4 protein-coding genes are annotated in these 2,470 nt (G+C 74.9%); 1 reads left to right on the top strand and 3 read right to left on the bottom strand.

Translation table 11 applies throughout. From position 1 onward, the window contains the following. Nucleotides 1-270: 270 nt before the first annotated feature. The 3 genes from ABD308_RS37325 to ABD308_RS37315 all read right to left on the bottom strand — a co-directional run bounded on the left by ABD308_RS37325 (nucleotide 271) and on the right by ABD308_RS37315 (nucleotide 1,149). On the bottom strand, nucleotides 271-555 hold the full coding sequence (locus tag ABD308_RS37325; RefSeq protein WP_344345080.1) for a DUF427 domain-containing protein: 285 nt from the start codon (nucleotides 553-555) through the stop codon (nucleotides 271-273). An 86-nt stretch (nucleotides 556-641) separates the two neighbouring features. Next, nucleotides 642-878: a DUF6296 family protein gene (locus tag ABD308_RS37320; RefSeq protein WP_344345077.1), complete on the bottom strand. Its 237-nt coding sequence runs from the start codon at nucleotides 876-878 to the stop codon at nucleotides 642-644. Nucleotides 879-912: 34 nt separating this feature from the next. Continuing rightward, complete coding sequence (locus ABD308_RS37315; protein ID WP_344345074.1) at nucleotides 913-1,149, bottom strand: DUF2277 domain-containing protein; 237 nt, start codon at nucleotides 1,147-1,149, stop codon at nucleotides 913-915. Between the two features lie 144 nt (nucleotides 1,150-1,293). Between ABD308_RS37315 and ABD308_RS37310 the strand changes: the two genes are divergently transcribed. Next, nucleotides 1,294-2,470: MFS transporter (locus tag ABD308_RS37310; RefSeq protein WP_344345071.1), on the top strand; the 1,177-nt coding region annotated here is incomplete at its 3' end.

Genomic DNA, 2,470 nt, shown 5'->3' with positions numbered 1-2,470 from the left:
CCGCCGGCCGCGCTCGGTCTCCGCGCGGTACTCGGCGAGCTCACCGGGTTCGCCGGGCTCGCCGGGTTCGAGTTCCTCGACCAGGCCGGCCAGCTCGTCGGCCACGACGAGGTCCGGGGTGGGCTCGGGCTGCCCGGGGCGTCCCGGTTTCCTGAAGATTGCCATGCTCTGGCCGTACCCGGCGGCGCGCGGCGGTACGCCGCCGGGGTGTCCCGGTCCTGCGACAGGACGACGGCGGCCGTGTGCCGGGGAGCGGAGCGCCCCGGCGGTTCAGTCGGTGATCTCCACGCCCCGCCAGAACGCGACCCGGCCGCGGATCCGCTCGGCCGCGGGGTCGGGGTCCGCGTAGTACCAGGCCGCGTCCTGGTTGGTGGCGCCGTCGACGTGCAGCGAGTAGTACTCGGCGGTGCCCTTCCAGCCGCAGACGGTGGTGGTGTCGGACGGACGCAGGTACTCGGTGCACACGGAGTCGGCCGGAAAGTAGTGGTTGCCCTCGACGACTACCGTGTGGTCGCTCTCCGCGACGACGACGCCCTGCCAGCGTGCTGTGGTCATGCCGGGAGTCTGCCCCACGGGACGCCGCGCTGTCAGCAGGGCCTCCGGGCGGTGACGCCAGGGCAGCGGCAACCAGAGCGGTGGCGTCAGGGCAGTGGCTGCGCGTGCACCGGGCAGTGCGGGGTCTGGTGGCCGCCGCTGGCGAGCATCCGGACCTCCCCCGCCTCGCTGATCTCGGCGCGGACGATGCCGGTGGCGTCCTCGTACACCGGGTGACCGCCGGGGCCGGAGGCGCTGGTGCGTTCGACCACGACCACGTCCTGCGGGGCCTGGGTGCCGGGCGTGCCCGGGAAGGTGAGTGCGTAACGGGTGACGGGGCTCATCACCGACCTCCTGGTGCCTGTGCGACGCCGTCCCCTAGGCGGTGGCCCGGGCGGGACGGGCGGAGGCGCCACGGACCTCCAGTTCGGCGAGCAGGCGTTCGGTGGCCTCGGCCACGGCGTCCACGGCCCGGTCGAAGGCCTCCCGGTTGTGCGCGGCCGGGGCCCGGAAGCCGGATACCTTGCGCACGTACTGGAGCGCGGCCGCGCGGTAGTCCTCCTCCGTGGCGTCGGGCGTCACGGGGGGTCTCAGCGTCTTGATACTGCGGCACATGACCCCAGTCTCCCGCGCGGGCGCCCGGGTGGCGACCCCCGTCCGTCACCGGCCCGCCTCACGCACCACACGGGTACGTCATCCGATCCGATTAGGATTCCGGACGAACAATCCCGGCTCGTCCCGTTCCTCCGGAGTTTCCCCTTGCCTCTCGCCCTGGTCGCCCTGGCCGTCACGGCGTTCGCCATCGGCACCACCGAGTTCGCCGCCATGGGGCTGCTCCCGCAGGTGGCGGACGGTCTGGACGTCTCGATCCCGCAGGCGGGCTGGCTGATCTCGGCCTACGCGCTGGGCGTGGTGATCGGGGCGCCGCTGCTCACCGCGCTCGCCGCCGGGCGGCCGCGGAAGGCGGTGCTGGTCGCGCTGGCCGGGTTCTTCGCCTTCGGGAACCTGCTGTGCGCGCTCGCCCCCGACTTCTGGACGCTGGCCGTGGCCCGGCTGGTCACCGGGCTGCCGCACGGGGCGTTCTTCGGCGCCGGGGCGGTCGCGGCGGCCGAGCTGGTGGCCCCGGACCGACGGGCCCGGGCGGTCGCGGTGATGTTCTCCGGCCTCACCCTGGCCAATGTGGTCGGGGTGCCGGCCGCGACGCTGCTCGGCCAGCACCTGGGGTGGCGGTCGACCATGCTGGTGGTGGTCGTGATCGGCGCGGCCGGGGCGGTGGCGATCGCCCGGCTGGTGCCGGCGCTCCCCTCCCCCGCGCGGAGCGGCCTGCGGCACGAGCTGGGCGCGTTCCGCAGCGGGCAGCTCTGGCTGGCGCTGGCCACCGTGGTCTTCGGCTGCGGCGGCTTCTTCGCCTGCTACTCGTACATCACACCGCTGCTCACCGAGGTGTCCGGCTACGCCACCGGCTCGGTGACGCTGGTGCTGGCGCTGTTCGGGGTGGGGATGACGATCGGCAACCTGCTCGGCGGGTACGCGGCCGACCGCGCGCTGCGACCGACCGTGTGCGGCGCGTTCGTCCTGCTCGCCGCCGTGCTGGCGCTGTTCGCGGTGACCGCGCGCGCCGAGTGGTCGGCGGCGGTGACGGTGGTGCTGGTCGGGCTGTTCGGGTTCGCGATCGTGCCCGCCGTGCAGACGCTGGTGATGCGCGAGGCGCGCGGTGCGCCGACGCTGGCCTCGGCGACGGTGCAGGGCGCGTTCAACCTGGCCAACGCCCAGGGCGCGTTCTTCGGCGGGCTGGCGCTGGACGCGGGGCTGGGCTGGACCGCGCCGCCGCTGGTCGGCTCGGGCCTGGCGGCCTCGGGCGCGGTGATCGCGCTGGCCGCCTGGGCGGCCGACCGGCGGCGCGGGAGGACGGCGACGGTCGTGGTGGCGGGCGGCG

The sequence above is a fragment of the Kitasatospora putterlickiae genome (assembly GCF_039527695.1).
Lineage (GTDB): Bacteria > Actinomycetota > Actinomycetes > Streptomycetales > Streptomycetaceae > Kitasatospora > Kitasatospora putterlickiae.
Note: the sequence above shows the minus strand (reverse complement) of the source record. Positions and strands in the feature narration are given on the sequence as shown.

Excerpts from the sequence above, each read along its gene's own strand:
- ABD308_RS37320 (WP_344345077.1), bottom strand. The coding sequence starts at position 878 with ATGAGCCCCGTCACCCGTTACGCACTCACCTTCCCGGGCACGCCCGGC.
- ABD308_RS37325 (WP_344345080.1), bottom strand. The coding sequence starts at position 555 with ATGACCACAGCACGCTGGCAGGGCGTCGTCGTCGCGGAGAGCGACCAC.
- ABD308_RS37315 (WP_344345074.1), bottom strand. The coding sequence starts at position 1,149 with ATGTGCCGCAGTATCAAGACGCTGAGACCCCCCGTGACGCCCGACGCC.